Source organism: Streptomyces sp. NPDC048275 (assembly GCF_040652275.1).
Lineage (GTDB): Bacteria > Actinomycetota > Actinomycetes > Streptomycetales > Streptomycetaceae > Streptomyces.
In genome coordinates, this window is sequence record NZ_JBEZLR010000128.1 from 1 (window position 1) to 26,016 (window position 26,016).

The following is a 26,016-nucleotide window of genomic DNA, read 5'->3' on the forward strand; positions in this document are numbered from 1 at the left end:
GCGCGCTCGAGGCGATGCCTCGAGCGCGCCCCGAGGGCGTTTTGCTTCGGTTCAGGCGGGCTGCTGCGCCGCGGCGATGCGCTCGCCCCGAAGCGCCTCGTACCAGCGGTCGTCGATCGGCGGCAGCGCGTTCACGTCGAGCGCCAGCTTCAGCAGCAGGTCCGCGATCTGCGGGTTGCGGGCCAGTACGGGACCGTGCATGTACGTACCGAAGACCGTGTCGTTGTACGCGCCCTCGGTGCCGTCGCCCGTGCCGTTGCCCTTGCCGAGCCGCACGTTCGCGAACGGGCGTGCGGTGGGGCCGAGATGGGTGACGCCCTGGTGGTTCTCGAAGCCGGTCAGCTGCGGCAGGCCCAGCCGCGGGTCGATGTCCGCGAGGACGTCGCCGACGCACCGCTCGCCCTCGCCGCGCACCGAGACCACGTCGAGCAGACCGAGGCCCGGCTCGCGCTGTCCGAGGTCGTTGATGAACTCGTGGCCCAGGATCTGGTAGCCGGCGCACACCGAGAAGACGATCGCGCCGTTGCCGACCGCGCGGTGCAGACCGCCGTCGCGACGCAGCCGCTCCGCGGCGAGTCGCTGCGGCCGGTCCTCGCCGCCACCGATCAGGTAGATGTCGCCGGAGGTGGGGATCGGCTGGTCGCTGCGTACGTCGAGACGGGCGACGTCGAGGCCGCGCTGGCGGGCCCGGCGCTCCACGACGAGGGCGTTGCCCTGGTCGCCGTAGGTGCTCAGCAGGTCCGGGTAGATCCACACCAGACGCAAGCTGTTGTCACTCATTCTCTTCGTCCTCCGTGGCTGCTCAGTTGCCGACACGACGCCTCAAATCCTGGAACGCGGTGTAGTTGGCGATGACCTCGATGCGGCCCGGCGGCGCGAGCTGCACGGCCTGGTCGAGGTTCTCGCACACCTGGAACGACTGGTTGGCGACCTCCAGGCGCACGGCGAGGTCGAGCTTGCGGTCGCCGAGGACGAAGATCGGGTGCCCGGTGAGGCGGGTGTAGTCGACGTCCCACAGCCAGGAGGTGTCGGTGCCGTCGGCGCCGCGGGCGTTCACGGACAGGATGACCGGGGTCGGCGGCGGGTCGATCAGGGAGAACGTCTCGAGCCAGCCCGCGGGGTTCTTGGCGAGCAGCAGACGCAGGTCGCGCTGCATGAACTGCACCACGTCGTAGCGTCCGGCCACCGCCTGGACCTGGTACATGCGCTCCAGGGCCACTTGCGGCGGCACCCCGAAGACGGCGGCGACGGCGGCCGACGAGGCGGCGTTCGCCTTGTTGGCCCGGCCCGGCAGCTGCAGGTGGATCGGCCACGCGGAGCCGTGCGGGTCGAGTACGTGGTCGCCGGACAGCGCCCAGGTCGGCGTCGGACGGCGGAAGCCGCAGTCGCCGCAGAACCAGTCGTCGCCGGGGCGCTGCATCACACCACCGCAGGACGGGCAGGACCAGGCGTCGTCCTTCCACATCTGTCCGGCCGCCACCCACAGGACGTTCGGCGAGGAGGACGCGGCCCACACCACCAACGGGTCGTCGGCGTTGGCGACCACGACGGCCTTGGACCCGGCCAGGCCCTCGCGCCAGTGCTCGGCCATCATCCGGGTCTCGGCGGCCCGGTCGAGCTGGTCGCGAGAGAGGTTGAGCAGCGCGATGCACTTCGGGTCGGTGTCGCGCGCGACACCGGCGAGGTACTTCTCGTCGACCTCGATGACCGCGAACTTGGAGTCCGAGCCACCGGCCAGCGCCGAGGTGATACCCGCGGGCATGTTGGCGCCGAGCGCGTTGGAGACGACCGGGCCCGCGGCGCGCAGTGCCTCCGCGATCAGCCGGGTGGTCGTGGTCTTGCCGTTGGTCGCCGACACCAGGATCACATCCAGGTGTGTGGCCAGCCGGGCCAGCAGGTCGGGGTCGAGCTTGAGTGCCACCCGGCCGCCGATCACCGATCCGCTGCCGCGTCCGGCGGCCCGCGAGACGGCCGCCGCCGCCTTGCCCGCCGTCACGGCCAGCTTGGCCCGCGGCGTCAGCGGGTCCGAGTTGCCTGACATCGTTTCTCGATCCTCCTTGCGTACGCGCCGCGCCTGAGCCCCCGGCACCGTGTGGGCCTCAGCCTATCGAGATCCACTCGGGTGCCCGAATCGCGGCACCGTCACGGTGCCCGCGCGACATGCGCGCGCCACCCAGGACCGTACCCTTGCCGCCATGCGACATGGCTCCATCCCCGGCACCCGAGGGCGCGTCCGCCCGGTGACTCTGCTCGGCGACCCGCTTCTGCACGCACCGTGCGAGGACGTCTCGGACTTCGGTCCCGAACTCGCCCAGCTGGTTGAGGACATGTTCGCGACGATGTACGCCGCCGAGGGCGTCGGCCTCGCCGCGAACCAGGTCGGCGTACCGTTGCGGGTCTTCGTGTACGACTGCCCGGACGACGAGGATGTCCGCCATCTCGGACATGTGGTGAACCCACGTCTCGTCGAGGCGGACGGTGTGGTCCTGCGCGGTCCGGAGGGCTGCCTGTCCCTGCCGGGTCTGGAGGCGGGCACGGAGCGGTACGACCATGCCGTCGTCGAGGGTTTCACGGTGGACGGCGAGCCGGTGCGGGTCCATGGCACGGGGTGGTTCGCCCGGTGCCTGCAGCACGAGTGCGATCACCTCGAGGGCGGGATCTATGTCGACCGACTGAGCGGCTGGCGCCGCCGCCGGGTGCTGAGGCAGGCGGCGCGAGCGTCTTGGAGTGGCTGAGATCGTCTGTCGGCGGCCGGTGGTATGTGGCTGAGCACGCGGTTCCCCGCGCCCCTTCAGGGGGGCGCGGGGGGCCTGCAGCGGGCATACGACCTCAGAACCCAGGGCCCCCGGCGCGATTTCCGGCCGCGGCCAGCCGGCCCCACAGCAGGTCGGCCAGGCTCCGTACCAACTCGGCCCGAGAACAGGGCCGTTCCCCGAGCCACCAGTCCCCGGCGGCATGCATCATGCCGACGATCCCGTGTCCCCACACCCGTGCCAGTTGCTGACTGCCCGGCCCGAGATCGACCCGCTCCTCGATGACCTCCGCCAACTCCTCGCCCATGCGGCGCAGCAACGGCGCGGAATGCTTGCCCACGTCGAAGCCCGGGTCGCCGGGGTTGCCGCCCTCCGCCGGATGCATCAGGAACCGGTAGACCTGCGGCCGCGCCTCGATGGCGGCGAGGTACGTGTCGAGCGTGGACTCGACCCGCTCCCGGCGCTCCGCCGGCGCGTCCAGCGCGGCCCGCAGCGCTCCGAGCAGGGCGTCGGTGTGCCGTTTGGCGAGCGCGGCGTACAGTCCGCCCTTGTCGCCGAAGTGGCGGTAGAGGATCGGCTTGGTGATGCCCGCTTCGGCGGCGATGGCGTTCATCGAGGCCCCGGGGCCGTCGCGGAGCACCACCCGGTCGGCGGCCTCCAGCAGCTCGCGCCGGCGGCGGTCGGCGGAACTCTGCTGGTCGGTCCGCTGTGTGGTGTCCATGTTCTCTCCCCACCCGTGCTGATTCGGTGACGCCTGCGCAAAGTAACACTCATCGGCTCATGCGTATCGAACGGGCTGCCGAGCGTGGCTCGGGAGTTGACTTTTCCTACTCACCGGTAACAGACTCCCGTTACCGCAAGTAACACTTTAGTGCAGTGCTGGAGGGGACATGGCCGAGTTCACCATGGAGCTCAACGACGAACAGAAGGAAGTCCGGGACTGGCTCCACGGGTTCGCCGCCGATGTGATCCGCCCCGCGGCCGCCGAGTGGGACGAGCGCGAGGAGACTCCCTGGCCGGTCATCCAGGAGGCCGCGAAGGTCGGCATCTACTCCCTGGACTTCTACGCCCAGCAGTACTTCGACCCCACCGGCCTCGGCATACCGATGGCCATGGAGGAGCTGTTCTGGGGCGACGCGGGCATAGCCCTCTCCATCGTCGGCACCGGCCTCGCAGCCGTGGGTGTCCTCGCCAATGGTACCGAGGAGCAGATCGGCACCTGGATCCCCCAGATGTACGGCGATGCCAACGACGTCAAGGTCGCCGCGTTCTGCTCCTCCGAGCCCGACGCCGGCTCCGACGTGGCTTCCATGCGGACGCGCGCCGTCTACGACGAGGCCAAGGACGAGTGGGTCCTCAACGGCACCAAGACCTGGGCGACCAACGGCGGCATCGCCAATGTCCACGTCGTCGTCGCGGTCGTCGACGCGGAGCTCGGGTCCAAGGGGCACGCTTCCTTCATCGTCCCGCCGGGCACCCCCGGACTGTCCCAGGGCCAGAAGTTCAAGAAGCACGGCATTCGCGCCTCGCACACCGCCGAGGTCGTTCTGGAGGACGTCCGCATCCCCGGCTCCTGCCTGCTCGGCGGCAAGGAGAAGCTGGACGAGCGCCTGGCCCGTGCCCGGGAGCGGGCAAAGGCGGGGGGCGGTGAGCGGGTGAAGAACGCCGCGATGGCGACGTTCGAGGCGAGCCGCCCCGCGGTGGGTGCGATGGCGGTGGGCACCGCGCGGGCCGCGTACGAGGTCGCGCTCGACTACGCCATGACCCGTGAGCAGTTCGGGCGGCCGATCATCGACAACCAGGGAGTCGCCTTCCAGCTCGCCGACATGCGGACGTCGATCGACGCGGCGCGGCTGCTGGTGTGGCGTGCGTCCTGGATGGCGATCAGTGGCAAGCCGTTCACTGCGGCCGAGGGGTCGATGTCGAAGCTGTTCGCGAGTGAGACCGCGAAGAAGGTGACGGGGCAGGCGATTCAGATCCTGGGCGGCAACGGGTACACCCGGGAGTACCCGGTGGAGCGTATGCACCGAGATGCCGCCATTTACACCATTTTTGAGGGAACGAGTGAAATTCAGCGGCTGGTGATTGCGCGGACGTTGTCCGGGATGCCGATTCGCTAGGGCCTGTCCGGCGGAACAGGTCGGAAGGGGCGCTGCAGTCAGCGGTGTTTCAAGGGTGTGAGCTGTTCGATGTCGTATCGCGCCCTGAGTTCCTCGATGGCCGCATGATCGGGCGGGCCGCCCGCCCCCAGGATCTCCAGCAACTCCTCGAAGTAGCGTTCGTGATCCGGGGGCGGGGAGGCCTGGAAGAACAACTTTGCCTGGGTCTCCGTGGGGTTGGAGAAGGCGTGCGGGCATCCCGGGGGGACGACGATGACGGTCCCTGGTGTGGCCCGCACCACCCGCTTGCCCGAACTCGACTCCCACTTGTGCCAGTTGTCGGGCGTCCGCACCCGAGGCTCGAAGGCGAGCACGTCCAGCTCGCCTTCGAGCACGTAGAAGAGCTCCTCGCTGCGTGTGTGCACATGGGCGCCCACATCGAAGCCGGGTGGCACCAGCACCTCGAAGGTGGACGCCATGCGCGAGTGCGAGCCGGTCACCTTGAACGTCACGTGCTGGGCCGGCGTCCGCACCACGCGGCCGTGTCCCGGCGGTACGAGCAGCCCTTCGGACGCGGTCATCGGCTGCTCACCACGTCACGGGCAGGGCCTCGGGGCCGCGGATCAACGCACCCTTACGGAAGGGGACTTGATCCGGCGGTACGGCGAGCCGCAGCCCCGGCATCCGGTCCAGCAGCGCGTCGACCATGAGCTCCGACTCCAGCCTCGCCAGCATCCCGCCCGGGCAGTAGTGCGGGCCGAAGCCGAACGCCACGTGCGGATTGGGGCTGCGGGAGAAGTCGATGACCTCCGGGTCGGGGAAGACGTCCGGGTCGCGGTTCGCGGCCAGGTACGACACATAGATCGCGTCGCCCGCCCGGATCCGTACGCCCTTGATGTCCACGTCCTCCGTCGCGATCCGCGACAGCCCGACCGCGCTGCGGTGGGGGATGTAGCGGAGCAGCTCGTCGATGGCATCGGGGCGGATGCCGGGCTCGGCCCGCAGCTGTTCGGCGAGGTCGGGGCGGGTCAGCAGGATGTAGAACAGCTGCCCGCTGTTGTTCGTGACGGCCTCACCCCCGATCTGGAGGAGCACGGCGAGTCCGACGGCCTCCTCCAGGGTGACCTCGTCCTGGCCCACGGCCGCGCCGAGCAGCGAGGTGACGTCCTCGCCGGTGCTGCCGTTCCGCTCGCCGATGAGCTTCGAGAAGTACGCGCTCATCTCGTCCTTGGCCTTCTCGCTGACCTCGGCGCCGTGCGAGGAGGACAGGATCAGCTGCGTCCAGGTGTGCATGCTCTGCCGGTCGAGGGCGGGGACGCCCATCAACTCGCAGATCACCGCGATGGGGAAGGGGCTGAGGACCGTCGCGGTGAGGTCGGCGGGCGGGCCGTCCTGGAGGAGTTCGTCGACCAGTTCGTCGAGCATCCGCCGGGATCTCTCGCGCACCCGCTCCACCCCGCGCGCCGTGAAGGCGGCGGCCACCGAGCGGCGCAGCCGGGTGTGGTCGGGCGGGTCCAGGAAGCCCACCGCGCCACGGGCCGGGATGAAGTGCGGGGCGAGCCGGGTGACCTGCCGGTCCATGACCGCCTCACGGCTGAACCGGGGGTCGTTGGTGACCATGCGCACGTCGTCGTGGCGGGTCACCAGCCACGCCCAGCCCTCGCCGTTGGGCAGCTGGATCCGGGTGACCGGGCCCTCGCGCATGAGTTCGGTGAGGACGGGGTCGAAGTCCACGCCGGTCAGGTCGAGGGCGGGCCAGTGGCGCACCGGGGGCATCGCCTCGGTGATCGTTTTCTCGGTCATCTCGGTCACGCCGTCTCGTCGTTGTTCCAGCGGCCCAGGGCCATTTCCGCGGTGATGCCAGGGCCGAAGCCCGCGAGCAGTCCGCGCGAGGCCTGCTCGGCGCCGCCCTCGTCGAACAGCCGGCGCAGCGCGTCCAGGACGACGGCGCTGGCGATGTTCCCGTACTCGGTGAGGGTGGCCCGGCTGAACCGGAACGCGTCCGGCGGGACTTCGAGGAACTTGCTGAGGTCGTCGAGGATCCGGGGGCCGCCCGCGTGGATGATGTAGAAGTCCAGCTCGGAGGCGTTCCAGCCGTGCTGCTGCGCGAGGGCGTGGAGGGCGGGAGCGAGGGGCTCCATCGTCCCGGGCACCCGCTTGTCCAGCAGGAAGTGGAAGCCCGTGGCCCGGACGTCGTACATGATCCATTCTTCGGTCTTGGGGATCAGGTACGAGCCGTTGCGCTCCAGGCGGATGCCGGTGCCGCCCTTGCCGCGGACGACGGCGGCGGCGATGCCGTCACCGAAGAGTCCGTTGGACAGCAGGGAGCCGACGCTGAGGTCGGTCGGCTGGTAGCAGAGCGAGCAGAACTCGCAGGCCACGATGAGTGCGTTGCCCTGGGGGTAGGCCTTGCAGAAGTCGTGCGCCCGGTTGATCGCGGCGCCGCCTGCCGCACAGCCCAGCTGGGCTATGGGTATCTGCCGGGTGTCGCTGCTGAAGTCCATCGAGTTGATCAGCCAGGCCGTGAGCGAGGGCATCATGAACCCGGTGCACGACACGTAGATGATCACGTCGATGTCGGTGGTGAGCAGCTCGGCGTCGTCCAGCGCACGCTGTACGACCGCGGGGACGCGGGCCTTCGCCTCACTCTCGTAGACCTTGTTGCGCGCCTCGAAGCCCGGGTGTTTCAGTGTTTCTTCGATGGGCTGCACGATGTGCCGGGTCTGGACGCCGGTGTTCTCGATCAGCCGGAGTGCCAGTGGCAGGTTGGGGTGGTCCTCGTGCCGGGACCGCGCCAGCTCCAGCGTCTCCTCCATCGTGATCACATGTTCCGGGACGGAGACCGAGGGTTTGCACAAAGTCGCCATGGAACGCGCCTACTTTCGCCTTCCGGGGGACACTTCGTCCCCCGGCGGAAGGGTGGTTCACCCACGATGCGACGGGTGGTAAACCCACAATCACTCGGCAGCGCGGGGATATCGCGTCGGATTACTCCGTTCCGGTGACCCGGCGACGAGCGTGACGCCCTGGTCGAGGGGGCCCCTGGAGCGCCGAACCGAAGGGGTGCGCGAGGACGAGAACGGCCAGGGACCTGCTGGAACGCACGGCCGGGAAGCTCGCCCCTGACCCCCGCGCCAACCTCCAGTGATCGCCCGGGGCACGGCGCTCCACCCTCGCCGCCCTCGCCCTCGAACAGCGCCATGTGATCGCCGCGGACCACCGCGCGTTCCGGCATCCGGCCGAACGGCCCGATGCCGGGCCGGAGAGCGCCGCCTCCTTCGCGATGCTCGCGGAGGGTGCGGCCGTGGTCCAGGATCGGCTGGGTGCGTACGTCGCCGCGTGCGGTGCGGACGGGGCGCGGGCCGCCGGGTACGGGCCGCTCGGGGACTGCCAGGCCCGTCCCGCGTACGTGGGCCTGGTCGGCCCTCCACGGTTCACCGGCCGACGTGGTGCTCGCGCTGAGCGCCAACCCCGCGACGTACGGCGGCTATTGCGCGACGATCGCCGGGACCCCGTCGGTCAGCCCGAGGTCGTCCCACTGCTGTGCGCGATGCAGGCCACGTCGATGCGGTCGGCGAGCTTGGCGAGTTCGATGGCCAGCGCCGCCACCGTGTCCTCGTCGAGCCCCTCCTGACCGGCCTCCACCAGATGCAGCCATCGGCCGCCCAACGTACGCAGCAGTTTGCTGACGTCGGCGGCCGCCACCTGCAACGTGCCGCGGTCGTCGACGATCAGAGGCAGGGTCACTTCGCGGTTCACAGAGGGGATCGTAGCTGCGGAACGCTCACGCTCCGTGCCATACCGTGGTGATGTTGCAGAACTCGCGGATTCCGTGCCCCGACAGCTCACGCCCGTAGCCGGACCGCTTGACCCCGCCGAACGGGAACGCGGGGTGCGACGCCGTCATCCCGTTGACGTACACGCCACCCGCCTCCAGATCACGTACGAACCGGTCCACCTCGGCCTCGTCACGGGTCCAGACATTCGAGCTGAGCCCGAAGGGTGTGTCATTGGCGAGGGCGACGGCTTCGTCCAGGTCGGCGGCGCGGTAGAGCGTGGCGACGGGCCCGAAGGTCTCCTCCTGGTGGACGCGCATCGCGGGGGTGATGTCGGCGAGGAGGGTCGGCGCGTAGTACCAGCCCCGGTCCGTGAAGCCTTCCGGGCGTTCGCCGCCGCACAGGACGTTCGCGCCGTTCTCCACCGCGTCGTCGACGAGTTCCTCCAGGTCACTGCGGCCCTGCTCGCTGGAGAGCGGGCCGATGTCGGTGTCCTCGTCCAGCGGGTCGCCGACTTTCAGGGCCCGCATGCCCGCCGTGAAGCGCTCGGCGAACGCGTCGAACACGTCCGCGTGCACGATGAACCGCTTGGCCGCGATGCACGACTGTCCGTTGTTCTGGACGCGTGCCGTCACCGCGGTCTTCGCCGCGCGGTCGATGTCGGCGGACGGCATCACGACGAACGGGTCGCTGCCGCCCAGTTCCAGGACCGTCTTCTTGACCTCGTCCCCGGCCACCGAGGCGACCGCACGCCCCGCCGGTTCGCTCCCGGTGAGCGTCGCCGCCTTGACCCGGGGGTCGCGCAGGATGTCCTCGACGGCGCCCGAGCCGATCAGCAGGGTCTGGAAGCAGCCCTCGGGGAAGCCCGCCCGGCGGAACAGATCCTCCAGGTAGAGGGCGGTCTGCGGCACGTTCGAGGCGTGCTTGAGCAGGCCGACGTTGCCCGCCATCAGCGCGGGCGCGGCGAAGCGGATCACCTGCCAGAGCGGGAAGTTCCATGGCATGACGGCCAGCACCGGGCCGAGCGGCCGATAGCGCACCAGGACGCGGGAGGCGCCGGAGTCCTTCACGTCGGAGCCGGCGGAGCCCTCGTCGGCGAGCAGTTCCGCGGCGTGGTCGGCGTACCAGCGCATCGACTTCGCGCACTTGGCGGCCTCCGCGCGGGCCTGCTTGACCGGCTTGCCCATCTCCGTGGTCATCACCCGGCCGATGGAGTCCTGGTCCGCGTCGAGGAGGTCGGCGGCCTGGTGCATCAGCCGCGCCCGCTCGGCGAAGGACGTGGTGCGATAGACGCGGAACGTGGCCTCGGCCGTCGCGAGCCTGCGCTCGATCTCCTCGGCGCCCAGGGCCTCGTATGTCTTGAGTGTCTCGCCGTTCGCCGGGTTCACCGTCGCGATGGGCATGGCCGTCCTCCTGAAAGCGGGCTGTTCCTCGACCCTCCCGCGCGGCGCGGTACGGCGCAACGCGGCGGGCGCTCTTCAGCCCGAGTGCTCCGCCAGCCGGTCGAAGAACGCCGCCTGCGCCGGAACGACTACCGCCCGCGCCCGCTCCAGGCCGAACCACTCCACCCGGTCCAACTCGGGGAACTCCTGCCGGCGTCCCGACTTCGGCGGCCACTCCATCTCGAAGGTGCCCGGGATCACGGTCGTCGGGTCGAGGTCCGCCTCGATCGCCCAGGCTGTGACGATCTTGCCGTTGGTCTGCCGCACCTCGCCGAGCGCAACGGCCTCCCCGTCGGGCGGCGGCAGCCCCAGTTCCTCCTGGAACTCGCGGCGCGCGGCCGCCCAGGGGGCCTCGTCGGGCTCGTACTCGCCCTTGGGTACGGTCCAGGCCCCGGTGTCGCGGCGCGCGAAGAACGGACCGCCCATATGGCCGAGCAGCACCTCGAGGCCGCTGTCGGTGCGCCGGAACAACAGCAGTCCCGCGCTGCGCTTCCCGCTCACGGCGTCACCTCCGGGTGCGCGGCCAGCAGCGTCCCGACCGTGTCGGCCTCGGCCGGGGTCTTGTCCTCGCGATACCGCACCACGCGGGCGAAGCGGAGGGTGACGCCGGCCGGGTAGCGGGTGGACTTCTGCAGACCGTCGTACGCGATCTCGACGACGAGTTCGGGCCGTACGGTCACCACGTACCCGTTGTCCTCGACGGCCAGCTCCTGAAGCCGCGCCGTCTGCCAGGTCAGCATCACGTCCGTCATGCCCTTGAAGGTCTTGCCGAGCATGGCGAAGGAGCCGTCAGCGGTGCGCGCCCCGAGGTGCAGATTGGACAGCTTGCCGGTGCGCCGGCCGTGGCCCCACTCGGCCGCCAGCACCACCAGGTCGAGGGTGTGCACGGGCTTGACCTTCAGCCAGGAGGCGCCGCGTCGGCCCGCGCTGTAGGGCGCGTCGAGGGCCTTGACCACGACACCCTCGTGGCCCCGCTCCAGGGTGTCGGCGAGGAACCGCTCCGCCAAGGGGACGCCCTCGGGGCCGGCGACGAGCGTACGTCGCACCCGCATCGGCTCGGGCACCAGCCGCGCCAGCTCCGCGTGCCGCTCGGCGAACGGCAGATCCAGCAGATCCCGCCCGTCGGCGGACAGCGCGTCGAAGAAGACGGGGGAGACCGGCACGCTCCGCGCGGCCGTGGCCACGTCCACCCGCGAACCCACGCGCCCGGCCGTCTCCTGGAAGGAGCGCGGCCGCCCGTCCTCGTCCAGCGCGATGACCTCGCCGTCCAGGATGAATCTGGAGTCCTTCAACTCCATTGCGACAGAGGTGAGTTCGGGCAGGCGGTCGGTGATGTCGTCGAGGGTGCGGGTGTAGATCCGTACGTCGTCGCCGTCGCGGTGGAGTTGTACGCGGATGCCGTCGAGCTTCTCCTCGACGGCACACGCGCCCAGCTTGGCGACGGCTTCGGCCACGGACGTGGCGCTGTGTGCCAGCATCGGCAGCACCGGGCGGCCGACGGTGAGCCGGAAACCGCCCAGGGCCTCGGGGCCCTCGGCGAGCAGCGCCCGTGCCACCGTCTGCAGCGACCCGGCGAGCATCACCGCCCGCCGTACGTCCGCCGAGGGCGCGCCGGTCGCCTCCGCGAGCCCCTCGACCGCGACCGCGTCCAGCGCGCCCTGCCGCACCTCGCCGCTGATCAGCCCCAGCAGGAACCGCTGCTCGTCGCCGGTGGCCGCCGCCATCAGGGCGCCCGTCAGACGCCCCCGCTCGGCCTGCGAGCCGGTGCCCGTGACCGCGCCGATCTCCGTCAGCCGGGAATCCACGTCCCGCACCGTGAGCGCGGGCTCCGCAGCGGGCGGCACCGGCCGGCTGAGCAGTTTCCAGCCGATGCCGAGCCGCCCCTGCGGCAGACGTCCCGCAAGATACGGGATCACGATCGGCACATCGTCCGCGTCGGTCTCCCGGAACAACTCGGCCAGCAGAGCGATCTTCCGGGACCGCGCCGAGGTGGCGGCGACCTCCTGGGACACCTGGGCGAGCCGGCTCAGCAGCATGCAGCCATGGTGCAACGGAGGCGCCCGCTCTACACCCGGACGGCGGCCGTTTTGCTCCCCGTCTGCTTCCCGACGGCCGCGTCGAGGTCCGTGAAGAGCAGGTCCGCGACGATCGCGGCCGCCGCCCGGTAGCCGCCGCTCGCCGCGTGCACGACCTGTTCCGCGAACCCGATCGCGTTGCCCGCCGCCCACACGCCGGGCACGGTCGTCAGGCCCGTCGGATCGACCACGGGATACGTGCCGAACGGTGTCTCCCTCAGCTCGGCGCCCAGCCGTTCGAACAGGCCGGTCCGCGTGACGGGGCGGGGCGCGACGAACATCACGGAGCGCTGGTGCCTCGTCCCGTCCGCGAGCCGCACTCCGCTGAGCCGGTCGTCGTCGACGATCAGCCCCGCGACCTCGCCGGGCACCACGGCGACCCCGGCGGCCGCGAGCCTGCGCAGGTCCTCGTCCGGCAGCTCGTCCTCGGCGACGGTGTGCAGGAACAGGGTCACGTCCTTCGACCACTGGGAGACCATCAACGCCTGGTGCACGCTCGCCGCCGTTGAGGCGAGCACACCGAAGGGCTGGTCCCGCACCTCCCAGCCGTGGCAGAACGGGCAGTGCAGCACATCCTGCCCGAAGCGCTCGGCGACGCCGGGCAGCGTGGGCAGCTCGTCCTCGAGACCGGTGGCGATGACGATCCTGCGGGCGTGCACGGTCCGGCCGCCGGCGAGGACCACGGCGAAGTCCGCACCGCGGGTGACGTCCACCACCCGGTCCCGGACGAGCTCGACTCCGTACCCCTCGATCTCCCGCCGTCCCTCGGCGAGGAACTCGGCGGGCGGCATGCCGTCCCGGGACAGATAGCCCTGCATGTGCGCGGCGGGCGCGTTGCGCGGCTCGCCCGCGTCGACGACGAGTGTGCTGTGCCGTGCCCGGCCGAGGACCAGCGCCGCGGACAGTCCCGCCGTGCCGCCGCCGATGACAACCGCTGCGTACCTCTCGGTCATGGTGACCACCTCCACCGAGAAGGTCGCTCGACCGGGCCCGTATTGACAAACGGCTTTGCTGATTCTGCAATACGGGCATGAGTGAAGACACACCGACCGACGAGGTGCTGGCCGAGGTCGGGCCGCGGCTGCGGCGGATCCGCAAGGAGCGGGGCGCGACCCTCGCGGGGCTGTCCGAGGTGACCGGCATCTCCGTGAGCACGTTGTCGCGGCTGGAGTCCGGACTGCGCAAGCCCAGCCTGGAACTGCTGCTGCCCATCGCCCGCGCCCATCAGGTGCCGCTCGACGAACTGGTCGGGGCGCCGCCGGTCGGAGATCCCCGGGTCCGCGCCAAGCCGATCGTCCGGCACGGCCGCACGTACTGGCCGCTCACCCGGCAGCCGGGTGGGCTACAGGCCTTCAAGGTGCTCGAACCCGAGCGAAAGGAGGAGCCGGAACCCCGGACCCACGAGGGCTACGAATGGCTGTACGTGCTGGCCGGGCGGCTTCGGCTGGTGCTCGGCGACCACGACGTGGTGCTGACCGCCGGGGAGGCCGTCGAGTTCGACACGCGTGTCCCCCACTGGTTCGGCTCGACCGGCGAGGGGCCCGCGGAGTTCCTGAGTCTGTTCGGCCCGCAGGGGGAGCGGATGCATGTGCGGGCACGCCCCACCCGTCCGTGAGGAACGCGACTGTTCCCTGATCGGCAAGCGACCGCTTAGTATGCGGTCGAGCCCGGTCAGACAGAGCAGTCCCGTGGAGGCCCCGCATGCAGGCATGGCAAGTGCACCAGATCGGCGAGCCGAGCGAGGTGATGCGACTGGAGGACGTGGCGCGTCCGGTGCCCGGTGAGGGCCAGGTCCTGCTCAAGGTGCGCGCGGCGAACATCAACTTCCCGGACGTGCTGATGTGCCGCGGGCAGTACCAGGTCAGGCCGCCCCTGCCGTTCACGCCCGGCGTGGAGATCTGCGGCGAGACCGCCGACGGGCGCCGGGTACTCGCGAACCCCGCACTGCCGTACGGCGGTTTCGCCGAGTACGCCGTCGCGGATGCCGCCGCTCTGCTGCCCGCGCCCGACGCCCTGGACGACACCGAGGCCGCCGCCCTCCACATCGGCTACCAGACGGGCTGGTTCGGTCTGCACCGGCGCGCCCGCCTCGAGGCCGGCGAGACGCTGCTCGTGCACGCGGCCGCCGGAGGCGTCGGCAGCGCCGCCGTGCAGCTCGGCAAGGCGGCCGGGGCCGCCGTCATCGGTGTCGTCGGAGGTGCCGACAAGGCCGCCGTGGCACGCGAGCTGGGCTGCGACGTCGTCATCGACCGGCGTACGCAGGACGTCATCGCCGCCGTGAAGGAAGCCACCGGCGGCCGGGGCGCCGACGTGATCTACGACCCCGTCGGTGGCGACGCCTACACCCAGTCCACCAAGGTCGTCGCCTTCGAGGGCCGGATCGTCGTCGTGGGCTTCGCGAGCGGGTCGATCCCCAGCCCGGGGCTGAACCACGCCCTGGTGAAGAACTACTCGATCCTCGGCCTGCACTGGGGCCTGTACAACACCAAGAACCCCAAGCTGGTCCAGCACTGCCACGAGCAGCTCACCGAGCTGGCCACGCGGGGCGCCATCAAGCCGCTGGTCAGCGAGCGCGTGCCGCTCGGCGGTGCCGCCGCGGCCGTGCAGCGGGTCGCCGACGGTCTCACCACGGGGCGCGTCGCCGTGGTGCCCTCATCCGAGAACGGAGCAGCCGCATGACCGACGCAGCCGAACTGCGCCGCCGCACACAGGAGTTGCTGGCGGCCCGGCCGCCCTTGGAAACCGACCGGACCGACTTCCTCAAGGCCCGGTTCGACGCCGGACTCGCCTGGGTGCACTACCCCGAGGGCCTCGGTGGACTCGGTGCACCGCGCACCCTCCAGGCCGTCGTGGACGCCGAGTTGGAGGCCGCGGGCGCGCCCGACAACGACCCGCGGCGCATCGGCATCGGCCTCGGCATGGCCGCGCCGACGATCCTCGGCTTCGGCACCCAGGAGCAGAAGCGGCGCTTCCTCAGGCCGCTCTGGGTCGGCGAGGAGGTCTGGTGCCAGCTCTTCAGCGAGCCCGGCGCCGGATCGGACCTGGCCGCGCTCGGCACACGAGCGGTCCGCGACGGCGACAGCTGGGTGATCAACGGGCAGAAGGTGTGGACCTCCAGCGCCCACCTCGCCCGCTGGGCCATCCTCATCGCCCGCACCGACCCCGACCTGCCCAAGCACCGCGGCATCACCTACTTCATCTGCGACATGACCGACCCGGGCGTCGAGGTGCGGCCGCTGCGCCAGATCACCGGCGAGGCGGAGTTCAACGAGGTCTTCCTCACCGACGTACGCATCCCGGACACGCACCGGCTCGGCGAGATCGGCGACGGCTGGCGGGTCGCGCAGACCACGCTCATGAACGAGCGCGTGTCCATCGGCGGTATGCGCATCCCGCGCGAGGGCGGCATGATCGGCCCGGTCTCGAAGACCTGGCGCGAGCGCCCCGAACTGCGCACCCACGACCTGCACCAGCGCCTGCTGAAACTGTGGGTCGAGGCCGAGGTCGCCCGGCTCTCCGGCGAGCGGCTGCGCCAGCAGCTCGCCGCGGGCCAGCCCGGCCACGAGGGCTCCGGCATGAAGCTCGGGTTCGCCCGCCTCAACCAGGAGATCAGCGGCCTGGAGGTCGAACTCCTCGGTGAAGAAGGCCTGTTGTACGAGGACTGGACCATGCGCCGGCCGGAGCTGGTCGACTTCACCGGCCGCGACGCCGGCTACCGCTACCTCCGCTCCAAGGGCAACAGCATCGAGGGCGGGACCAGCGAGGTCCTGCTGAACATCGTCGCCGAACGCGTGCTGGGCCTGCCCTCCGAGCCGCGCACCGACAAGGACGTCGCCTGGAAGGACCTCGCCCGATGAGTACACAGCCCGATCTTCTGTACTCGGAGGAGGAGGACGCGCTGCGCGCCGCCGTCCGGGACCTCCTCACCGACCACTGCGACGCGGCGGGCGTCATCACCCGCACCGAGTCGGACGCGCCGCACGACCCCGAGCTGTGGAAGGCACTCTCGGACGGGATGGGCCTGGCGGGTCTCCTGGTACCCGAGTCGCAGGGCGGTCAGGGCGCCACCCACCGCGAAGCCGCCGTGGTACTGGAGGAGTTGGGCCGGGCGGTCGCCCCCGTTCCGTATCTGACCAGCGCCGTCGTCGCGACCGAGGCACTGCTGGCCTGCGAGGGCGAGGCGGCCACCGACCTGCTGGCGGAGCTCGCGTCGGGGCGAAAGGTCGGCGCGCTCGCCGTCGCCCTGTCCGTGGCAGCCGGCGGTGCCTACAAGACCGTACGGACCGAAGACGGCTTCCTGTACGGGGAGTTGACGGGGATCGCGGACGCGGCGGTCGCCGATGTGCTGCTGGTTCCCGCGGCGGACGGCGCGCTGTACGCGGTGGACGGGGACGCCGTGACGGTCACGCCACAGGTGTCCCTCGACCTCACCCGGCCGCTCGCGACGGTCGGCTTCGACGGGGTGCGGGCACGCCACCTGGGCGCTGCCGAACCGGCCGTACGACGTGCCCTGCGCGCCGGCGCCGGGCTGCTCGCCTCCGAGCAACTCGGACTCGCCGACTGGTGCTTGACGGAGACGGTCCGCTACCTGAAGGAGCGCAAGCAGTTCAACCGGCCCGTCGGCGGCTTCCAGGCGCTCAAGCACCGGCTCGCCCAGCTGTGGCTGGAGGTCGTCAACACCCGTGCCGCGGCCAGGAGCGCCGCCGACGCGCTCGCGACCGGCAGCGCGGACACCGAGGTGGCGGTAGCCGTCGCCCAGGCGTACGCCGCACCCGTCGCCGTCCATGCCGCCGAGGAGGCACTGCAACTGCACGGCGGCATCGGCATGACCTGGGAGCACCCGGTTCACCTTTACCTGAAGCGCGCGAAGGCGGACTCGATCGCGTACGGCACGGCGGGCGCGCATCGTGAGGCGCTGGCCGGGCTGGTGGATCTGCAGGCGCCCTGACGCGCCCCCTCAAGAAGCCTGCCCCACCTGGGGCGGGCTTTTTTGGTGTGCTCCGCACCGACGAAGTGAACGAACGGCGGCAGTCCGGCCAACTCCCTCCACGGGACTGCTCCTTGAGTGCCCCCGGCCCCCATACTCGCTGAGATTCTTTGTCCGGCACTTCCAGGGAGGCAGAGCACATGGCCCTTACCACCCGACGCAGAGCCCTCGGCACCCTCGGCGCCGCCCTCGCGGGCTACATCTCACTGCCCGCCGCGTACGCGGGGGCGAGCGAGCAGAAGCACGGCCCGAGCCCGCTGTGGCGCGCCCACGCGCACAACGACTACGACCACCCCAGGCCCCTGTTCGACGCCCTCGACCACCGCTTCGGCAGCGTCGAGGCCGACATCTACCTCGTGGGCGACCAACTCCTCGTCGCCCACGACCCGGTCGATCTCGACCCGACCCGCACCCTCGAATCCCTCTACCTCGCCCCCCTCGCCGCCCGCGTCAAGGCCAACCACGGCTCGGTGTACCGGGGTTACCGCACGCCCCTGCAACTCCTCATCGACATCAAGACCGAGGGTGCGTCGACGTACCTCGAACTCGACCGCCATCTGCGCCGCTACCGGCACCTGTTCACGACGTACGCCCACGGCCGCGTCCACCCGGGTCCGGTCACGGCCGTGATCTCCGGCGACCGCGCCGCTCGTACGCCCATGGAGGCGCAGACCGTGCGGCGCGCCTTCTACGACGGCCGGCTCGCGGACCTCGGCAGCGCGGCGGGCGCCTCCTTCATCCCGCTGATCAGCGACAACTGGACACTCAACTTCACCTGGCTCGGGGTCGGCCCGTTCCCCGACGCCGAGCGCGCGAAGCTGCGGAGCATCATCGCGGCGGCGCACGGGCGGCGGCAGAAGGTGCGGTTCTGGGCCACGCCCGATCTGGCGGGCCCGGCCCGCGACGCCTTGTGGGGCGAACTCCTCGCCGCCGACGTCGACTACTTCAACACCGACGACCTCGCGGGCCTCCAAGCGTTCCTGGACGCCCACAAGCGGTCGCGGTAGCTCGCACGTACGACTGGGCTCGGACATCACACGTTCGGAGGACACGTCAGCCGCCCGGACGAACCCTCCGCTACGCCACACTTGCGGCCGAAAGCCGCGGTGTCGACGTGGCGGAGGAGGTTGACGATGGCCATTTCCATCTCTGTGGTGGTACTGCTCCTGATCCTCGCGGTGGTCTTCCTGCGCAACGGCGCACTGAAGCCCTCGCACGCCCTGGTCTGCGTGCTGCTCGGCTTCTATCTGGCGAGCTCGCACATGGCGCCGACCATTCACGAGGGACTCACGGCGACGGCGGACATCGTGAGCAGCCTGCGTCCCTGAGGTGCCGGCACGTCAAGGACGTGAGAACACGCCGATGCCGTTCGGGACCGGGCGCTCGGCGCCGCCGCTGGGGTGGTTGAGGACGCTCACGGCATTCGCTCCCGGCTTGCGGGCGACCAGCGTGGTGGAGCCGCCGCCGTCCAGGCTGAACGCGTGGGCGGAGCCCAACTGCCGCATGGTCTCGGCCACTTCGGAGATGGTGAGACCGGTGCGGTAGGCGGCCGCGCCGTCGAGGCCGAGCAGCAGCATCCGTCGCCCGTCGCCGGAGACGCCCACGGCGGTTCGTACGGCCGCGGTCGTGTTGTTCAGGCCGGGCAGCGGCCGGCCGTCGGTGAGCACCGGGTAGCCGCCGACTGCGAAGCGGTACCGGATCCGGGTGGCGGTCGAGACCAGCCGGTGCCGTACCCGTACCGGTTCGCCCGGCGCCAGCTTCCGCAGCTGCCGGGCGCCCGCCTCACGGCCCACCAGGACGGTGGTGCCGGGGGCGATGGGACCGCTGCCGGGTGTGTGCGCCACCGAGGCGACGCGACCGCCGCGGACCGTCACCTCGTAGGTGTCCGCGCTACAGGGCGCGGCCCGGTCGGTGTCGGTGCCGCAGGTGGCCCGCATGCGGGAGGCACTGCCCCAGTCCGAGGTGAAGGCGCCGATAGAACCCTGCGGCAGCGCGTATTGGTTGAGCCCGCCGAGCGGCCACCGCCCCTCGGGGCTGCGCACCGCACCGTCGAGTGCCAGGCTGTCCAGCCGGGCCCGGCGGTCGAGGCCCACCCCGAACACGTCCGTGGTCGTGGTGCCCGGAGGCAGGGCGGGGCCGAAGCGCTGGCCGTTCGGAACCGCCGCCTTGAGGGTGTGCCCGCTCGCGATCGCCGGGCCCACGGTGGCGCCCGTCGCCTCGACCCCGGGGTGCTGGGTCTCCGTGATGTTGAAGAAGTCGCCGTTGACGCCCGCGACGGCACCCCGCGAGTCGGCCAGTCGGGAGACGGGCGCCCGGGACGCCACGGCTCCGGGGTGGAGCAGGTCGACCTGTACGTGGGGATTGCGCAGATCGACGCTCAGTACGTGCGCGTGCGCCACACCCCGGGCGGCGGAGATGTCGAACTCCGTGTACGTGACGCCGGGGGCGACGGCGGTGGTGCCCGTCGCGCCGCTGGCCGGTGCGGCCCCGACGAGGGTCGCACCGGCCAGCGCACTCCATGCCACGAGAACCGTCGATAACGTTCTGAGCCGTACCGTCCTGATCCATACCGTTCCGGGCCGTACCGTTCTGAGCCGTACAGTTTTGAACCGTCCGTCACGACGCGTCACAGTGCCCCCTGATGTCTCGTCACCTGGCTTAACTGCTATAGGACTCAAGGGGATTGCACCAGACCGCGGTGCCCGAGGCGGTGGCTGTGCGCCGACTACTCGGGAACGGGGCAGAAAACGCACTCCTTCGAGTGGTCCCGGCGTGCGTGGTCGGCTTGTGATCGACAGGGCGATACTGGGCTGAACCACGGCCCGAGCCCGCGCACGCTCAAGGAGATGCCATGACCACCTTCGCCGTCATCGGAGCCGGACCCGGCCTGGGAGCAGCCGTCGCCCGGCGCTTCGGCCGCGAGGGCTTCGACATCGCCCTGATCTCCCGCAGCCAGGACCGCGTGGAAGCCCTGGCCGCCGACCTGGTCGGTGAGGGCATCACCGCACGCGGTTTCGCCGCCGACGTACGCGACCCGAAAGCCCTCGAAGGGGCCCTCGAAGCGGCGGCCGCGTCGCTCGGCCCGATCGAGGTGCTGCAGTACAGCCCGGTCCCGCACCGCGACTTCATGCGGCCGGTCCTGGAGACCGCAGCCGCCGACCTCCTCGGTCCGATCGAGTTCTCCGTCTACGGCCCGGTCTCCGCCGTGCGGCAGGTACTGCCGGGCATGCGGGCCCTGGGCCACGGCACCGTCCTCTTCGTCAACGGCGGCACCGCCGTCGTCCCCCATCCCGATCGCGCCGGCACATCGATCGCGTTCGCCGCCGAGAGTGCCTACGGCCGTCTGCTGCACGACACGCTCGCCGCCGAGGGCATTCATGTCGCGCAGCTGATCATCCCCGGCGCGATCGTCCCCGGACACCGAAGGAAGGACCCGGCCGTTCTCGCGGACGCCCTGTGGGGCCTGCACCAGGACCGGCAGGGGTTTCGCCACTTCGCCGACGACCTCGACGCCTGACCGGCCGGTCCGAGCTCGACCAGGGCATGTGCGGCCGTGCTTCCGGAACTCGCGGCGCTCGAAAGGTCATGAGCGCTCATGATGGTAATCCTGGTACCGGACCCGCAGGGGCCCGCAGGCTCCTGGAGGTCACCGCATGACCGAACTCCCCGAACCCCCCGAACGATCACCGCTCTCCGGCATCACGGTCGTCAGCGTCGAACAGGCGGTGGCGGCTCCCTTCGCCACGCGCCAGCTGGCCGATCTCGGCGCCCGTGTCATCAAGGTGGAACGCCCGGGCGGGGGCGACTTCGCCCGTCGGTACGACACGACGGTGCACGGTGAGTCGAGCTATTTCGTGTGGCTCAACCGTTCGAAGGAGTCCGTGACCCTCGACCTGAAGTCGGACCGGGGGCGGGAGATCCTGGAGCGACTGCTGGGCGAAGCCGATGTGTTCGTGCAGAACCTGGCACCGGGCGCGGCGGCCAGGATGGGCCTGGGCGCCGACGCCCTCGCCGAGCGGTTTCCTTCGCTGATCCCGTGCTCCATCTCGGGCTACGGATCGAGCGGCCCGTGGGCCGACCGAAAGGCGTACGACCTGCTGGTGCAGTGCCAGACGGGGCTGGTCTCGCTGACGGGCAACGAGCACGGAGCCGCCCGGGCGGGGGTGTCGGTGGCCGACATCGCCGCCGGCATGTACGCCTACTCGGGCATTCTCACCGCGCTGTTCACGCGGGCGACCACGGGAGTGGCCCGTGCGGTGGAGGTGTCGCTGTTCGAGGCGCTGGCCGAGTGGATGAGCCAACCCGCGTACTACACCCGCCACGGCGGCACCCAGCCCCCACGGATAGGCACCCAGCACGCGACCATCGCGCCCTACGGCGCCTACACCGCGGCCGACGGCAAGGACGTCCTGTTCTCCATCCAGAACGAACGCGAATGGGTCGCGCTGTGCGAACGGTTCCTCCAGCGTCCCGACCTCGTCGCGGACGTGCGCTTCGCCACAGGGTCCGCGCGGGTGGCCCACCGGGGGGAACTGAACGAGGTCGTGGCCGCGCGGTTCGCGCGGTCGGACAGCGCGGAAGTGATGAAGCTGCTGGACGAGGCGGGCATCGCCAACGCCGGAGTCAACGACGTCGAAGAGTTCCTGGCGCACCCCGTGCTCAGTGCCCGGGACCGCTGGCGGGACGTACCCCTTCCCGGCGGAGCCATGGTGCCGGCGCTGCTGCCACCGGCGGACCTGGCCGGAACCGCGCCGCGGATGGACGCCGTGCCCGCCGTCGGTGAGCACACGGAGGGAATCCTCGCCGAACTCGGGTACAGCGCGGCCGAAGTCGCCGGTCTGCAGGCCGGCCACGTCATCTGAACCGCCTGCTCGGAGCCGCAGGGACGCAGCGAGAGACGCTGCTCGGATCATTCCGACGTCCGCCGGCCGATGGGCGCGCCCTGGCGAACGCCTCATCCCCGCATACGCATTCGTGCCCACGTCCGTCAGTCAGGCACCAGCACGGCCCGCCCCCGGACCTCGCCGCGCCGCAGTCGGCCGAACGCCTCTGTCGCGGCCGACAGGGGGTACGTCTCCGTCTCGACATGGAGCGCCCCTGAGCGGGCCAGCGCGATGACCTCGGCGAGCTCGGGCCGGGTGCCCCAGAACGGGAGCGAGAGCCGAAAGCCCGGGGGAAGAAAGCCCGGCTTGCGTACCGTCAACTGGCCGCCGCCGCTGCCGACCAGCGCGAGCTCGCCACCCGGACGCAGGACGTCGGTGGCAAGCTCGAGCGTCGCCGAGTTGCCGACGAAGTCGAGTACGGCGTCCGCACCCGCGCCGCCGGTCTCCGCCTTCAGCGTACGAGCGGTCTTTGCCCGCATCAGGTAGCCGGCGTGCGCACCGGAGCGGTGTCCCAGCGCCAAGGCATCCTCGCGGATGTCGACCGTGAGCACACGGCTCGGGGTGGTCGCGCGCAGGATCTGGACCGCGAGGTGACCGAGCCCGCCGACCCCGATGACCACCGCCGTGGTTCCCTCGTGGAGCAAGTGCCGCAGTCCGGCGACGGCATGGTACGAAGTCAGGCCCGCGTCGGAGAGTGGGGCCGCCTGGTCGGCGGGCAGGTCACCGATCGGCACCAGATGGCGGGCGGACGGAACGAGTACGTACGGGGCCATCCCTCCGTCCCGGCCCAGTCCGACACCGTGCCAGTCGAGATCCCCCCGCCGATCGCAGTAGTTGTCGCTGCCGACGGCGCAATGGGCGCAGCTCCCGCAGCCCCACGGGCCGTAGAGCACCGCGCGTTCACCCACCGCAGGGCCGTCGGCCTCGGGACCGAGGGCCGCGACCTGCCCGGCGACCTCGTGGCCGAGGGTGAACGGCAGCCGGTAGGGGAGCTCGCCCGGGGACGCGTCGGCGACATGCAGATCCGAGTGGCACAGCCCGGCGGCTTCCACCCGGATCAGCACCTCGGGGCCTCGGGGAACCGGTCGCCCGACTTCCGTGAGTGCAGGTCCCCCTCCCCAGCCTGACAGCCGCACCGCCCTCATGATCAGGTCACCGCCTTGGGTCTTGCCAGTTCGACGTCGGGGACGATAACAGAGACGAAGTCAATTCAGTATCGGGCTGTGCGCAGTGAGGGAGTTCGGGCATGAGCAGCGACACACAACAGGGCCGGTTCGAGGGCAAGATCGCGCTGGTGACGGGTGCCGGGTCGGGCATGGGCGCGGCCGTCGCCCGGCAGATGGCCGCCGAGGGGGCGCGCGTGGTGGTTCTGGCCGACGTCAACGGTGAGGCCGCCGCAGCCGTCGCCAAGGAACTGTCCGTCGGCCGTGCGGTCCCGCTCGATGTGGCGGACGGGGCAGCGGTCGACGCCGCCGTCGAGGACGTGGTGCGCGAACACGGCCGTCTCGACGTCCTGGTGCACGCCGCCGGAGTCGATGACCCCGAGGCCAAGCAGCTGATCGCGGACGCGCTGGTCGAGGGGCGCCCGCCGGAGGTCACCGATCGGCTCGGGGACTCGGCCTGGCGGCGCGTCATGCGGATCAACCTGGACGGAACCTTCCATGTGCTGCGCGCGGCCGTGCGGGTCATGCGGCCCGTGCGTGCGGGGGCGATCGTCGTCATCGGCTCCTCGTGCGTCTTCGACACTCCCGTCGGCTATCCCCACTACGCCGCATCGAAAGCCGGTGTGCACGCGCTGAGTCAGGCGGTGGCCAAGGAGGTCATCGCGTCCGGGATCCGGGTGAACGTGGTCGCGCCGGGTCCGACCGAGACCGGCATGGCGGCGCGTACCCCCGACGTGCTCCGCGGCGGTTTCGCCGACCCGCGGGTGCGCCCGTACGCGACGCCCGAGGAGATCGCCGACATCGCCTTGTTCCTGGCGAGTGATTCCGCGGCGAACCTCGTCGGCGCGGTGCTGCTCGCCAATGGCGGTCGCTTCACGGCCTGATCGGCCTCCGGCGCCGCCCGTCGCCCGTGTGCATCGTTCGCGCCGTGCCCTGTGTGGCTGAACGCATTCGAATCAAGTCGTGCACCGGTATTGCCCGTCCGGTGCCGGATGCTTACGGTTCATGAATTGAGTTCAGTTTGCAATGCGCTGATGCGGCGCTGAGGTCTCCGGGCGCGCTGGCGCCCGGCGCGAGGAGACGGTCGACGTGGATCAGTTTCTGCTCGTCCTGGTGAGTGGTCTCGCCAGTGGCGCGGTGTATGGCCTGATGGGCCTCGGGCTTGTCATTATCTATCGGGCGACGGACGTGGTGAACTTCGCGCTCGCCAGCCTGGCGGTCATCGGGCTGTACGCCGCGCTGACGCTGTACGACAGGGGCCTGCCGTTGTTGTTGGCCGCCGCGGCCGCCATCGTCGTGACCGTGGTGGTCGGCCTGGCCGCCCGGGAAACGGTGATCAGGCCCCTCGCGCAGGGGGAGTTGCTCTCTGCGCTCGTCATGACCATGGGTGTCTCGCTCATCGTGGAGAGCGCCATCAGCACGATCTGGGACGACCAGCCACGGCTCTTCCCGAGCCTCGTGGAGGGATCCGTGTCGTTCGGGGGCTCGGCGATACCCACGCAGAGCCTGCTGACCATCGCCGTGGCGGCGGTCGCGATGGCGCTGGTGGCATATCTCTTCGGGCGTACGACCATCGGTTCCGCCATGCGCGCCGTCGCGGAGTCCGCAGACACCGCGCAGATCCTCGGCATCGGTTCGCAGCGCATCGCCCGGATCGCGTGGGCGCTCGGACTCGGCCTCGCCGCGCTCGCCGCCTTCCTCTACGCACCCCGGGCCGGACTGGTGCCGACCGTGCTCGGCGCACCACTGTTCCGCGCCTTCGCCGGGATCTTCCTGGGCGGCCTGACCAGCATGTACGGCGCCGTCATCGGCGGGCTGACGGTCGGCGTCCTGGACAACCTGGCCGCGAGCTACGTCTCGGCCGGCTACCGCGACACCTTTGTCTTCACGTTCACCATCCTCGTGCTGCTGATCCGCCCGCAGGGGCTGTTCGGCGTGCGCACGTTCCAGCGGGTCTGAGGGAGCGGTCCATGTCTGTCTTCAGTCGTTCCACCCTGGCCAAGGCGGCGCTCGGGCCGCTCGCCGCGGTCCTCCTCATCGTCGTACTGAACGCGGGGGCCATCCCGCCCTACCAGGCCTACTCCGTCGGGCTCGCGGCCGTGTACACCGTCCTCGTGCTGTCCGTCGGGCTGCTCGCGGGCTGGGCCGGCATCTGGTCGATCGCCCATCCCGCGCTCTTCGCCCTGGGCGCCTACTTCGCGGCATACGGCAGTACACACGGCTGGTCGGTGGAGGCCGTGGTCCTCGGCGCGGCCGGATGCGGCGCGGCCTTCGGGGCGTTTCTGGGCGGCGCGGGCGCGCGGTTCTCGATGCTGTACCTGGCCCTGCTGACACTCGCCTTCACCATGGTGTCGCTGGAGGTCATGGGTCAGTGGACCAGCGTGACCGGTGGCGACCAGGGCATCCCTATGGAGAAGCTGGACAGCGCCCTCGGTCTCGGCACGCTGGCCAGCGCGGGAACGCAGGCGCAGTACATCGCCGTGGGTGTGGCCGGAATCGCCCTCGGGGTGGGGGCGTTGGCCCGGCCCAGCGCCCTGCGGATGCGGCTGGTCGCCGCCAAGTCCCATCCGATGGCGGCGCGTTCGATCGGCATCGCGCCGGAGGCCCAGTCGGCGCTGGCCTTCGCTGTCAGTGCCGCGTTCGCCGCGCTGGCCGGTGTGCTGCTGGCCCTGGTCGTCGGCTTCGTCAGCCCGGACCCGTTCTCGCTGGCACTGGCCATCTCGCTGATCGCCGCGTGCGTACTCGGCGGCGCGCACTACGCGCTGGACACCACGGCCTCCGCCCAGCTGATCAACGACGCGCTCCGGGCTCTGCGCCCGACCGGCCACCTCGGGCTGG

The 26,016-nt window shown here is 70.9% G+C and carries 25 protein-coding genes and 1 pseudogene; 13 read left to right on the top strand and 13 right to left on the bottom strand.

Annotation, left to right across the window (positions count from 1 at the left end):
* Positions 1-51: 51 nt before the first annotated feature.
* Both AB0D57_RS42415 and AB0D57_RS42420 read right to left on the bottom strand, forming a co-directional pair.
* On the bottom strand, positions 52-780 hold the full coding sequence (locus tag AB0D57_RS42415) for a glutamine amidotransferase (protein WP_362086747.1): 729 nt from the start codon (positions 778-780) through the stop codon (positions 52-54).
* Positions 781-802: 22 nt separating this feature from the next.
* Positions 803-2,041 carry a MurT ligase domain-containing protein gene (locus tag AB0D57_RS42420; protein WP_362086750.1) on the bottom strand — a complete coding sequence of 413 codons (1,239 nt, stop codon included), beginning with the start codon at positions 2,039-2,041 and terminating at the stop codon, positions 803-805.
* A 154-nt stretch (positions 2,042-2,195) separates the two neighbouring features.
* On the opposite strand from AB0D57_RS42420, the gene def reads away from it, so the two are divergent.
* Positions 2,196-2,735, top strand: a complete 540-nt coding sequence (def, locus tag AB0D57_RS42425) for a peptide deformylase (protein WP_362086753.1) — start codon at positions 2,196-2,198, stop codon at positions 2,733-2,735.
* Between the two features lie 94 nt (positions 2,736-2,829).
* On the opposite strand, the gene AB0D57_RS42430 is transcribed toward def, so the two are convergent.
* Positions 2,830-3,474: a TetR family transcriptional regulator gene (locus AB0D57_RS42430; RefSeq protein ID WP_362086756.1), complete on the bottom strand. Its 645-nt coding sequence runs from the start codon at positions 3,472-3,474 to the stop codon at positions 2,830-2,832.
* Positions 3,475-3,643: 169 nt separating this feature from the next.
* On the opposite strand from AB0D57_RS42430, the gene AB0D57_RS42435 reads away from it, so the two are divergent.
* Positions 3,644-4,873 carry an acyl-CoA dehydrogenase family protein gene (locus tag AB0D57_RS42435; protein WP_362086759.1) on the top strand — a complete coding sequence of 410 codons (1,230 nt, stop codon included), beginning with the start codon at positions 3,644-3,646 and terminating at the stop codon, positions 4,871-4,873.
* 38 nt (positions 4,874-4,911) lie between these two features.
* Here the strand turns inward: AB0D57_RS42435 and AB0D57_RS42440 are convergent, their stop codons facing one another.
* From AB0D57_RS42440 to AB0D57_RS42475, 8 genes are all read right to left on the bottom strand, one after another.
* Complete coding sequence (locus tag AB0D57_RS42440) at positions 4,912-5,433, bottom strand: cupin domain-containing protein (protein WP_362086762.1); 522 nt, start codon at positions 5,431-5,433, stop codon at positions 4,912-4,914.
* Positions 5,434-5,440: 7 nt separating this feature from the next.
* Positions 5,441-6,655 (bottom strand): cytochrome P450, encoded by a 1,215-nt coding sequence (locus tag AB0D57_RS42445; RefSeq protein WP_362086819.1) that lies wholly within the window; start codon positions 6,653-6,655, stop codon positions 5,441-5,443.
* Between the two features lie 5 nt (positions 6,656-6,660).
* The gene (locus AB0D57_RS42450) at positions 6,661-7,719 is read right to left on the bottom strand and encodes a type III polyketide synthase (protein WP_362086765.1); all 1,059 of its coding nucleotides are present in this window, start codon (positions 7,717-7,719) and stop codon (positions 6,661-6,663) included.
* A 652-nt stretch (positions 7,720-8,371) separates the two neighbouring features.
* A complete protein-coding gene (locus AB0D57_RS42455; RefSeq protein ID WP_362086768.1) occupies positions 8,372-8,611 on the bottom strand; it encodes a DUF6213 family protein in 240 nt (79 codons plus the stop codon).
* A gap of 25 nt (positions 8,612-8,636) precedes the next feature.
* The gene (locus tag AB0D57_RS42460) at positions 8,637-10,031 is read right to left on the bottom strand and encodes an NADP-dependent succinic semialdehyde dehydrogenase (RefSeq protein WP_362086772.1); all 1,395 of its coding nucleotides are present in this window, start codon (positions 10,029-10,031) and stop codon (positions 8,637-8,639) included.
* A 75-nt stretch (positions 10,032-10,106) separates the two neighbouring features.
* A complete protein-coding gene (locus AB0D57_RS42465) occupies positions 10,107-10,571 on the bottom strand; it encodes an NUDIX domain-containing protein (protein ID WP_362086775.1) in 465 nt (154 codons plus the stop codon).
* The gene (locus AB0D57_RS42470) at positions 10,568-12,106 is read right to left on the bottom strand and encodes an ATP-dependent DNA ligase (protein ID WP_362086778.1); all 1,539 of its coding nucleotides are present in this window, start codon (positions 12,104-12,106) and stop codon (positions 10,568-10,570) included. The genes AB0D57_RS42465 and AB0D57_RS42470 overlap by 4 nt, the downstream gene beginning before the upstream one ends.
* 29 nt (positions 12,107-12,135) lie before the next feature.
* Positions 12,136-13,098: an NAD(P)/FAD-dependent oxidoreductase gene (locus AB0D57_RS42475; protein ID WP_362086781.1), complete on the bottom strand. Its 963-nt coding sequence runs from the start codon at positions 13,096-13,098 to the stop codon at positions 12,136-12,138.
* Positions 13,099-13,175: 77 nt separating this feature from the next.
* Here AB0D57_RS42475 and AB0D57_RS42480 point away from each other — a divergent pair, with 77 nt between their 5' ends.
* The 6 genes from AB0D57_RS42480 to AB0D57_RS42505 all read left to right on the top strand — a co-directional run bounded on the left by AB0D57_RS42480 (position 13,176) and on the right by AB0D57_RS42505 (position 18,460).
* Positions 13,176-13,760 (top strand): XRE family transcriptional regulator, encoded by a 585-nt coding sequence (locus AB0D57_RS42480; protein ID WP_362086784.1) that lies wholly within the window; start codon positions 13,176-13,178, stop codon positions 13,758-13,760.
* A gap of 86 nt (positions 13,761-13,846) precedes the next feature.
* Positions 13,847-14,824 (top strand): NADPH:quinone oxidoreductase family protein, encoded by a 978-nt coding sequence (locus AB0D57_RS42485; RefSeq protein ID WP_362086787.1) that lies wholly within the window; start codon positions 13,847-13,849, stop codon positions 14,822-14,824.
* The gene (locus AB0D57_RS42490) at positions 14,821-16,002 is read left to right on the top strand and encodes an acyl-CoA dehydrogenase family protein (protein ID WP_362086790.1); all 1,182 of its coding nucleotides are present in this window, start codon (positions 14,821-14,823) and stop codon (positions 16,000-16,002) included. Before AB0D57_RS42485 ends, AB0D57_RS42490 begins: the two co-directional genes overlap by 4 nt.
* A complete protein-coding gene (locus AB0D57_RS42495; RefSeq protein ID WP_362086793.1) occupies positions 15,999-17,093 on the top strand; it encodes an acyl-CoA dehydrogenase family protein in 1,095 nt (364 codons plus the stop codon). The genes AB0D57_RS42490 and AB0D57_RS42495 overlap by 4 nt, the downstream gene beginning before the upstream one ends.
* Positions 17,094-17,272: 179 nt before the next feature.
* Positions 17,273-18,139, top strand: coding sequence for a phosphatidylinositol-specific phospholipase C/glycerophosphodiester phosphodiesterase family protein (locus AB0D57_RS42500; protein WP_362086796.1), 867 nt, complete (start codon positions 17,273-17,275; stop codon positions 18,137-18,139).
* Between the two features lie 126 nt (positions 18,140-18,265).
* Complete coding sequence (locus AB0D57_RS42505) at positions 18,266-18,460, top strand: hypothetical protein (protein WP_362086799.1); 195 nt, start codon at positions 18,266-18,268, stop codon at positions 18,458-18,460.
* Positions 18,461-18,472: 12 nt separating this feature from the next.
* Here AB0D57_RS42505 and AB0D57_RS42510 read toward each other — a convergent pair whose 3' ends face one another.
* Positions 18,473-19,657: a phosphodiester glycosidase family protein gene (locus tag AB0D57_RS42510; RefSeq protein ID WP_362086801.1), complete on the bottom strand. Its 1,185-nt coding sequence runs from the start codon at positions 19,655-19,657 to the stop codon at positions 18,473-18,475.
* 326 nt (positions 19,658-19,983) lie between these two features.
* On the opposite strand from AB0D57_RS42510, the gene AB0D57_RS42515 reads away from it, so the two are divergent.
* Together AB0D57_RS42515 and AB0D57_RS42520 are read left to right on the top strand one after the other, a co-directional pair.
* Positions 19,984-20,649: an SDR family NAD(P)-dependent oxidoreductase gene (locus tag AB0D57_RS42515; RefSeq protein ID WP_362086804.1), complete on the top strand. Its 666-nt coding sequence runs from the start codon at positions 19,984-19,986 to the stop codon at positions 20,647-20,649.
* A gap of 136 nt (positions 20,650-20,785) precedes the next feature.
* On the top strand, positions 20,786-21,994 hold the full coding sequence (locus AB0D57_RS42520) for a CaiB/BaiF CoA-transferase family protein (RefSeq protein WP_362086807.1): 1,209 nt from the start codon (positions 20,786-20,788) through the stop codon (positions 21,992-21,994).
* 125 nt (positions 21,995-22,119) lie between these two features.
* Here the strand turns inward: AB0D57_RS42520 and AB0D57_RS42525 are convergent, their stop codons facing one another.
* Positions 22,120-23,160 carry an NAD(P)-dependent alcohol dehydrogenase gene (locus AB0D57_RS42525; RefSeq protein WP_362086810.1) on the bottom strand — a complete coding sequence of 347 codons (1,041 nt, stop codon included), beginning with the start codon at positions 23,158-23,160 and terminating at the stop codon, positions 22,120-22,122.
* 101 nt (positions 23,161-23,261) lie between these two features.
* On the opposite strand from AB0D57_RS42525, the gene AB0D57_RS42530 reads away from it, so the two are divergent.
* From AB0D57_RS42530 to AB0D57_RS42540, 3 genes and pseudogenes are all read left to right on the top strand, one after another.
* On the top strand, positions 23,262-24,062 hold the full coding sequence (locus tag AB0D57_RS42530) for an SDR family NAD(P)-dependent oxidoreductase (protein ID WP_362086813.1): 801 nt from the start codon (positions 23,262-23,264) through the stop codon (positions 24,060-24,062).
* Positions 24,063-24,267: 205 nt separating this feature from the next.
* Entirely contained in the window at positions 24,268-25,137 is an 870-nt protein-coding gene (locus tag AB0D57_RS42535) for a branched-chain amino acid ABC transporter permease (RefSeq protein WP_362086816.1), read from the top strand.
* 11 nt (positions 25,138-25,148) lie between these two features.
* A pseudogene (locus AB0D57_RS42540) lies at positions 25,149-26,016 on the top strand (hypothetical protein); the annotation flags it as partial.

What these genes read in the sequence shown, in the direction of transcription:
- AB0D57_RS42520 (WP_362086807.1), top strand. Translation starts at nt 20,786, where the DNA reads ATGACCGAACTCCCCGAACCCCCCGAACGATCACCGCTCTCCGGCATC.
- AB0D57_RS42480 (WP_362086784.1), top strand. Translation starts at nt 13,176, where the DNA reads ATGAGTGAAGACACACCGACCGACGAGGTGCTGGCCGAGGTCGGGCCG.
- AB0D57_RS42495 (WP_362086793.1), top strand. Translation starts at nt 15,999, where the DNA reads ATGAGTACACAGCCCGATCTTCTGTACTCGGAGGAGGAGGACGCGCTG.
- AB0D57_RS42490 (WP_362086790.1), top strand. Translation starts at nt 14,821, where the DNA reads ATGACCGACGCAGCCGAACTGCGCCGCCGCACACAGGAGTTGCTGGCG.
- AB0D57_RS42475 (WP_362086781.1), bottom strand. Translation starts at nt 13,098, where the DNA reads ATGACCGAGAGGTACGCAGCGGTTGTCATCGGCGGCGGCACGGCGGGA.
- AB0D57_RS42525 (WP_362086810.1), bottom strand. Translation starts at nt 23,160, where the DNA reads ATGAGGGCGGTGCGGCTGTCAGGCTGGGGAGGGGGACCTGCACTCACG.
- AB0D57_RS42430 (WP_362086756.1), bottom strand. Translation starts at nt 3,474, where the DNA reads ATGGACACCACACAGCGGACCGACCAGCAGAGTTCCGCCGACCGCCGC.
- AB0D57_RS42420 (WP_362086750.1), bottom strand. Translation starts at nt 2,041, where the DNA reads ATGTCAGGCAACTCGGACCCGCTGACGCCGCGGGCCAAGCTGGCCGTG.
- AB0D57_RS42415 (WP_362086747.1), bottom strand. Translation starts at nt 780, where the DNA reads ATGAGTGACAACAGCTTGCGTCTGGTGTGGATCTACCCGGACCTGCTG.
- AB0D57_RS42485 (WP_362086787.1), top strand. Translation starts at nt 13,847, where the DNA reads ATGCAGGCATGGCAAGTGCACCAGATCGGCGAGCCGAGCGAGGTGATG.
- AB0D57_RS42450 (WP_362086765.1), bottom strand. Translation starts at nt 7,719, where the DNA reads ATGGCGACTTTGTGCAAACCCTCGGTCTCCGTCCCGGAACATGTGATC.
- AB0D57_RS42515 (WP_362086804.1), top strand. Translation starts at nt 19,984, where the DNA reads ATGACCACCTTCGCCGTCATCGGAGCCGGACCCGGCCTGGGAGCAGCC.
- AB0D57_RS42435 (WP_362086759.1), top strand. Translation starts at nt 3,644, where the DNA reads ATGGCCGAGTTCACCATGGAGCTCAACGACGAACAGAAGGAAGTCCGG.
- AB0D57_RS42505 (WP_362086799.1), top strand. Translation starts at nt 18,266, where the DNA reads ATGGCCATTTCCATCTCTGTGGTGGTACTGCTCCTGATCCTCGCGGTG.
- AB0D57_RS42440 (WP_362086762.1), bottom strand. Translation starts at nt 5,433, where the DNA reads ATGACCGCGTCCGAAGGGCTGCTCGTACCGCCGGGACACGGCCGCGTG.
- AB0D57_RS42530 (WP_362086813.1), top strand. Translation starts at nt 23,262, where the DNA reads ATGAGCAGCGACACACAACAGGGCCGGTTCGAGGGCAAGATCGCGCTG.
- AB0D57_RS42445 (WP_362086819.1), bottom strand. Translation starts at nt 6,655, where the DNA reads ATGACCGAGAAAACGATCACCGAGGCGATGCCCCCGGTGCGCCACTGG.
- AB0D57_RS42460 (WP_362086772.1), bottom strand. Translation starts at nt 10,031, where the DNA reads ATGCCCATCGCGACGGTGAACCCGGCGAACGGCGAGACACTCAAGACA.
- AB0D57_RS42500 (WP_362086796.1), top strand. Translation starts at nt 17,273, where the DNA reads ATGGCCCTTACCACCCGACGCAGAGCCCTCGGCACCCTCGGCGCCGCC.
- def (WP_362086753.1), top strand. Translation starts at nt 2,196, where the DNA reads ATGCGACATGGCTCCATCCCCGGCACCCGAGGGCGCGTCCGCCCGGTG.
- AB0D57_RS42470 (WP_362086778.1), bottom strand. Translation starts at nt 12,106, where the DNA reads ATGCTGCTGAGCCGGCTCGCCCAGGTGTCCCAGGAGGTCGCCGCCACC.